Source organism: Pseudoalteromonas sp. XI10 (assembly GCF_001469895.1).
Classification (GTDB): domain Bacteria; phylum Pseudomonadota; class Gammaproteobacteria; order Enterobacterales; family Alteromonadaceae; genus Pseudoalteromonas.
On record NZ_LOPY01000040.1, the window covers coordinates 258,725 to 265,636 of the forward strand.

Genomic DNA, 6,912 nt, shown 5'->3' on the forward strand with positions numbered 1-6,912 from the left:
ATACCAATCAATGTACGCATTAAGCATTGTTAATTCAAAACAAAATATTAACATTACAAACTTTATTACGTGAACGTAAAGGTAAAGTATAGCGTAAAGAAAAAGTGACAAGAAAAATGTGCCGATAAAGCCAAGTAAAATCAGCTTTTAAAGAGATGTTAGAAAAATAGCTGAGACTGGTCAGAGCTGAAAAAAAACGGCGCAGGTGCGCCGTTTTTTCAAGAGAGTTGCAAGATGGTTACTTTAATTTGCCATCAAGTTCTTCGATTTTTGCTTTCCAAATAGCAGGGCCTTCCGTATGCGCATTGGCGCCTTCACTATCAACAGCAACCGTTACTGGCATATCTTCTACTTCAAACTCGTAGATTGCTTCCATACCTAAATCTTCAAACGCAACAACACGTGCTTTCTTGATTGCTTTAGATACAAGGTAAGCTGCACCACCTACTGCCATTAAGTAGATAGATTTATTGTTTTTGATTGATTCAACTGTTGCAGGACCACGCTCTGCTTTACCAATCATACCGATGATGCCCGTTTTTTCTAACATCATATCAGTGAATTTATCCATACGTGTTGCAGTTGTCGGGCCAGCAGGACCTACCGCTTCATCACCCACTGCATCTACAGGGCCAACGTAGTAGATAAACTTGTTATCAAAATCAACACCTTCAGGTAAACCTTCACCTGATTGGATCATATCTTGTAAACGTTTATGTGCTGCATCACGACCCGTTAAGATAGTACCAGACAGAAGAACCGTTTCACCCATCTTCCATTCTTGCGTGTCTTCTTTAGTCAGTGTGTTTAAATCAACACGACGTGTACCTTCACCTACTTCAAATGTAACTTCTGGCCAATCTTCAAGTTTAGGCGCTTTAAGATCAGCTGGGCCTGAACCATCTAATGTGAAGTGAACGTGACGAGTTGCCGCACAGTTCGGGATCATAACCACTGGTTTTGATGCAGCGTGAGTCGGTGCCGTTTTAACTTTCACATCAACTACGGTTGTTAAACCACCTAGGCCTTGTGCACCAATACCTAATTTATTAGCACGCTCGAAGATATCGATACGCATTTTTTCTTCAGTTGTTTCTGCGCCACGCTCAATCAGCTCGTGAATATCAACCGGATCCATTAATGACTCTTTAGCAAGTACCGCAGCTTTTTCTGCAGTACCACCAATACCTATACCTAGCATGCCAGGTGGACACCAGCCCGCACCCATCGTTGGTAATGTTTTTTCAACCCATGCAGCCACATCATCAGATGGGTTAAGCATAACCATTTTCGTTTTATTTTCTGAGCCGCCGCCCTTCGCAGCCACCATTACTTCTACTTCGGCGCCAGGCACTAAGTCGATATGAACAACTGATGGAGTATTGTCTTTGGTGTTTTTACGCGTACCAGCTGGGTCTGCAACAATTGATGCACGTAACGGGTTATCTGGGTTTAAGTATGCGCGACGTGTACCTTCATCAACCATTTGCTGAACAGTCATGTCTGTTTTATCCCACTTAACATCCATACCTACTTTTACGAAACAAGTAATGATACCTGTATCTTGGCACAGTGGACGTTTACCTTCAGCAGACATACGAGAGTTAATTAAAATTTGCGCAATGGCATCTTTTGCCGCTTTGCTTTGCTCTTTGTTGTAAGCTTTTTCTAAGGCTTGTACGAAATCGAGAGGGTGATAAAAAGAAATGTATTGCAATGCATCTTCAATGCTATCAATGAAGTCTTGCTGACGAATTGTACTCATTACGGGTTCCTTAAGTTTTTATCGCGTAGCACTGTACGTGATCCTGAGTAAACCGGTGACGAAGATTTACTCTACGGGTTAGTCATGGCATCACTATAAAGGAAATCATAACGCTGCCAATCAAATTTAACTTATGATACCCTCCTCGCCCGTTTCGGGCTAGTTATTCAGGGCAATGTAGATGATAAACGATGAAAATTTGTGCATTAAATTAGATTTAAGCGGTGATTGCATCGCGCTATTTAGTCATTTTGCTCATTTGCCCTATGCTGTGTTGCTCGATTCAGCCAATAGCGAACATGTAAATAGCCGCTTCGATATCATTGCCATTGCACCATTAAAGCAATTAGAAGTGCGCGAAAATACATGCTTTGTCGACGACAAAGCACAATCAAGTGATTGTTTTAGCTTGATGAAAGAAAGCCTTCAGGAATTTAATCACACAGCTAACCCTAATAAGCTCCCTTTTACAGGTGGTTGGCTTGGCTATTTTGGTTATGACTTAGGTCGTGTGATTGAAAGCATGCCAAGTACTGCCGAAAACGACATTAACATGCCGCAAATGGCTGTAGGCCTTTATCCAGATGCTCTTATTTATGACAAGCAACAGCAAAGCTGGTTTTACGTCTGTCAGCCAAATCATAATCGCTTAGCGGTATATCAGCAGCACCTAAACGAAACACCAGCAAGTGCAGAGTTCGCGCTACAAAGCGACTGGCAGTCAAACATGAGTAAAGCCAGCTACAGTGAAAAGTTCGAGAAAATTCAAGCTTATTTAAAAAGTGGTGACTGCTACCAGATCAACCTTGCACAGCGTTTTAAAGCTGAATTTTCAGGTTCAACATGGCAAGCGTATAAACAACTTCGAGAAGCCAATAAAGCACCATTTTCAAGCTATATAAATCACCCTGATGGCGCTATTTTATCTATCTCACCAGAGCGTTTTATTTCGATTAATCAGGGCCAAATAGAAACCAAGCCAATTAAAGGGACGCTCCCTCGTTTGGCTGACTCTGAAAAAGACCAAGTGCAAGCAACTCGCTTACAACAATCAGAAAAAGACCGCGCAGAAAATGTCATGATTGTTGATTTGCTGCGCAACGATTTAGGCAAAGTAGCTCGCCCAGGTAGTGTCACCGTCCCCTCGTTATTTGCCATTGAAAGCTTTCCGGCTGTGCATCATTTAGTAAGTACTGTGCGCGCAGAGTTAGCAGATGGCAAAGATGCCGTTGACCAAATTCATGCTGCTTTCCCGGGTGGTTCAATTACCGGAGCGCCGAAAATTCGCGCTATGGAAATCATAGAAGAGCTCGAGCCGCATCGCCGTAGTGTTTACTGCGGCTCAATTGGCTATTTAAGTGCCTGTGGAAACATGGATACCAGTATCACAATTCGTACTTTAGTGTGCCATAAAGGTGCAATCTATTGCTGGGCTGGCGGTGGCATTGTGGCTGATTCAAAGGTCGACTTGGAGTACCAAGAAACTTACGATAAAGTAAATAAAATACTGCCTTTATTAAAGTAAAAGTTGAAGTAACTACCTTGAATAGCCAGCAAATAATTGCCCGTTTTAGTTTAAGCCAAACCACAGAGCGCCCAGCAACCATTCGCTTTAATGCCGAAAAGCGTGCCAGTGCTGTAATGTTACCTCTGCTTGATATTAACGACGAAGCGCATTTGTTATTGTGCAAGCGACCTAGTTATTTACTTCATCACCCGGGGGAGATTTGCTTACCGGGTGGTAAGTATGAAGAGCAAGATGACACTTTGCTGCACACCGCTCTTCGAGAGCTCAATGAAGAGCTTAACATTGCGACACACCAAGTGACTGTCCATGGTACATTGCACCAGTACGCAACCCTAACCGGTTTCACTATTGAGCCTTTTGTGTGTGTGCTTAGCGAAGGCACAACATGGCAAGCTGATCCCAACGAAGTTGCTGCCAGCTTTTTACTGCCCTTATCTTACTTAAGTAATCAACAAAATTGGCAACCCCTCCCCTTTCAGAGAAATGGTAAAACCATTACTTTGCAAGGTTTGATGACCCCCCATGGACTGCTTTGGGGAGCAACAGCGAGTATAATTAATAACTTTATAAAACAGCTCGCCCTACCAGTTTAATTATCCTGCTTTTAGGGTTACACAGGCACGTTTAAACGTTATCATGTGGCACCGTTCAAAGGCAGGTAGTATGCCGTTAATAGAAAAATGAGTAGCAAATTATGATCAGTGCATTCGATATGTTTAGTATTGGTATTGGCCCATCGTCATCTCACACTGTTGGCCCAATGCGCGCTTCGCGTTTATTTGTAAACGAACTAGAAGAAAAAAACTTACTTGCAAACGTCACCGATATTAAAGTTGAGCTATTTGGCTCACTCGGCCAAACAGGTATTGGCCACGGCTCTGGTAAAGCTGTGATCTTAGGCCTTGCCGGTTATGATCCAGAAACCATTGATGCTGATTTAGTCGACGATATCCTCGCAAAAATCGAAAAAGAACAGGTTATTTATTTAAACCAAAGCCATAAAGCCAATTTCCCTAAGCAAGGTGCGATTGTATTTCATCGTCGTAAGACATTACCAAAACACTCGAATGCAATGGAGATCATTGCCAGCCAAAATGGCGAAAAGTTATTCAGTAAAGTGTATTACTCAATCGGTGGCGGCTTTATCGTCAGTGATGATGAGTTCGAGAACGAAAAACAAAAAGCACTCGAAATCCGCGAAGAAAACCCAGCACCTTATCCGTTTAACACGGCAAAAGAGTTATTAGAACTGTGCCGTGAGTCAGGGTTCAGTGTATCAACACTGATGATGCACAACGAAAAAACCCTGCGCAGCGAAAAAGACATCAAAGATGAGCTGTTTAATATTTGGCAAGTAATGAAGGCCTGTATTGAACGTGGTATGCGTACAGAAGGTATCTTACCAGGCGGATTAAAAGTAAAACGTCGCGCCCCTAGTTTACACCTTAAGTTAAATATTGAGGTAAACAACGACCCATTACGTGCTATGGATTGGGTTGATTTATTTGCCCTTGCAGTAAACGAAGAGAACGCTGCCGGCGGCCGTGTTGTTACTGCACCAACCAATGGTGCTGCAGGTATTTTGCCAGCGGTATTAATGTATTATCACACTTTCATTAAAGAAGTAGACCGTGATATCGCAACACGTTATTTATTAACGGCGGCAGCTATTGGTATTTTATATAAAAAGAATGCGTCAATTTCGGGTGCTGAAGTAGGTTGTCAAGGTGAAGTGGGTGTTGCTTGCTCAATGGCAGCGGCTGCACTAACTGAAATCATGGGTGGTAATGTTGTACAGGTTGAAAACGCCGCTGAAATCGGCATGGAGCACAACCTAGGCCTAACCTGTGACCCTGTTGGCGGCCTTGTACAAGTACCGTGTATTGAGCGTAATGCGATGGGCTCAATTAAAGCAATCAATGCGTCACGCCTTGCAATGCGTGGTTCTGGCGAGCAAAAAGTGACCCTTGATAAGGTAATTAAAACCATGCTCGACACAGGTAATGATATGAAAACGAAATACAAAGAAACCGCTCGCGGTGGCTTAGCGGTTAATATCATCGAGTGTTAATTTACAGCACGTTTTCAGCATAATAAAAAGCCGCTTTAAAGCGGCTTTTTTATCTCTATTTTACTGGTAATTCAATGTTTTCGAAGAGCTTATCAACATCTTCTTGATTACGTAATAAGCTTGCTCGCTCAACCAGTTCTTTCGTTAAGTGCGGTGCAAAACGCTCAATAAAATCATACATGTAGCTGCGTAAAAAGCTGCCTTTTCTAAAACCAATTTTGGTGGTGCTCGCTTCAAATAAGTGGCTTGCATCAATACACACTAAATCAGTATCTGTTATTTGATCAATCGCCATAGAGGCAACAACACCTACACCTAACCCTAAACGAACATAGGTTTTAATTACATCAGCATCTGTTGCAGTAAAGACAATATGCGGCTCAAGTCCATGTGCATTGAAAGCTTTATCTAACTCAGAACGACCAGTAAAACCAAACACATAAGTAATAAGTGGATATTTAGCCACATCGGCAACTGTTAAGTTATCAGCCTTTTGCGCAAGCGGATGTGTCTTTGCCACAACAATACTGCGATTCCAGTGATAACACGGCAACATAACTAAATCAGAATATAAATGCAGTGCCTCAGTCGCAATGGCAAAGTCAGCATCACCGCGTGCTGCCGCATCGGAAATTTGCTGTGGCGTACCCTGATGCATGTGTAAAGACACTGCCGGGTACTTTTTCATAAAGCCTTGAATAACATTCGGTAATGCGTAACGCGCCTGAGTATGAGTGGTGGCAATGTTTAGTTTACCTTGATCAGGCAAGGTATGTTCATTGGCAACCGCTTTAATACCTTCAACTTTCGACAGTATTTCTCGTGAAATATTAATAATTTCGTTACCGGCACTAGTTACATGGGTAAGGTGTTTGCCACTACGGCCAAAGATCTGTACACCCAGTTCGTCTTCAAGCATACGAACTTGTTTCGAGATCCCCGGTTGCGAGGTAAATAAACTTTCGGCTGTCGCAGAGACATTCAGTTTATGATTTTGGACTTCGACTATATATCTGAGTTGTTGTAGTTTCATGGCTGCATTGTAAACGTTGTTATTGTTTATTTATAAAGGCTGCAAAGCGCAATGCCAAGCGATATTTCATCGCGCTATACATTTATATCGATTGTTTCTAAGGCTAACACATTAAATTACTGCTCGGTAGCCGTGTTTACTCGCAAAATATTCAATAAAGGTGCTAGTTTAGCGCTATACTCGTTATAAAGTAGTAATCGTAATAAGTTTATTCGAGATAACTACCGCAAAACTGTTCAGATCTAATCTTTTTAAGGTAAGATAAAAAAATTAGATAGTTAAAACTGAGATTTAGTAATGATTGTTTCTATCATCATCATGCTCATTGTTGCATTAATCGTGATCGCATTATGGGTCAGCGCTGTGCAACAACACAAAGAAAAACAAGAAGCAGAGCGCCGTAAAGAGCTTACAAAACAAAAAAAAATCATTGAAGAAGCAGAAGATGTACTGCTTAACAGTGCCAATATCCCAATGTCTGAAAATATTCTGCGTATTATTCAGCGCCGTATTTA

The 6,912-nt window shown here is 41.9% G+C and carries 5 protein-coding genes and 1 pseudogene; 4 read left to right on the top strand and 2 right to left on the bottom strand.

The genetic code is table 11. The features are described from left to right. Positions 1-238: 238 nt before the first annotated feature. Entirely contained in the window at positions 239-1,765 is a 1,527-nt protein-coding gene (locus AUR67_RS10895; protein ID WP_058585292.1) for a fumarate hydratase, read from the bottom strand. A 181-nt stretch (positions 1,766-1,946) separates the two neighbouring features. On the opposite strand from AUR67_RS10895, the gene pabB reads away from it, so the two are divergent. From pabB to AUR67_RS10910, 3 genes are all read left to right on the top strand, one after another. Next, a complete protein-coding gene (gene pabB, locus AUR67_RS10900; protein WP_058585293.1) occupies positions 1,947-3,290 on the top strand; it encodes an aminodeoxychorismate synthase component I in 1,344 nt (447 codons plus the stop codon). 17 nt (positions 3,291-3,307) lie between these two features. Then, positions 3,308-3,886: an NUDIX hydrolase gene (locus tag AUR67_RS10905; protein ID WP_058585294.1), complete on the top strand. Its 579-nt coding sequence runs from the start codon at positions 3,308-3,310 to the stop codon at positions 3,884-3,886. Positions 3,887-3,987: 101 nt separating this feature from the next. Further along, on the top strand, positions 3,988-5,364 hold the full coding sequence (locus AUR67_RS10910) for an L-serine ammonia-lyase (RefSeq protein WP_058585295.1): 1,377 nt from the start codon (positions 3,988-3,990) through the stop codon (positions 5,362-5,364). 55 nt (positions 5,365-5,419) lie between these two features. On the opposite strand, the gene cysB is transcribed toward AUR67_RS10910, so the two are convergent. After that, positions 5,420-6,397 carry an HTH-type transcriptional regulator CysB gene (gene cysB / locus AUR67_RS10915; protein WP_054551618.1) on the bottom strand — a complete coding sequence of 326 codons (978 nt, stop codon included), beginning with the start codon at positions 6,395-6,397 and terminating at the stop codon, positions 5,420-5,422. Between the two features lie 297 nt (positions 6,398-6,694). Here cysB and AUR67_RS10920 point away from each other — a divergent pair. Then, positions 6,695-6,912 (top strand): annotated as a pseudogene (locus tag AUR67_RS10920) (hypothetical protein); the annotation flags it as partial.

What these genes read in the sequence shown, in the direction of transcription:
- AUR67_RS10895 (WP_058585292.1), bottom strand. Translation starts at nt 1,765, where the DNA reads ATGAGTACAATTCGTCAGCAAGACTTCATTGATAGCATTGAAGATGCA.
- cysB (WP_054551618.1), bottom strand. Translation starts at nt 6,397, where the DNA reads ATGAAACTACAACAACTCAGATATATAGTCGAAGTCCAAAATCATAAA.
- pabB (WP_058585293.1), top strand. Translation starts at nt 1,947, where the DNA reads ATGATAAACGATGAAAATTTGTGCATTAAATTAGATTTAAGCGGTGAT.
- AUR67_RS10910 (WP_058585295.1), top strand. Translation starts at nt 3,988, where the DNA reads ATGATCAGTGCATTCGATATGTTTAGTATTGGTATTGGCCCATCGTCA.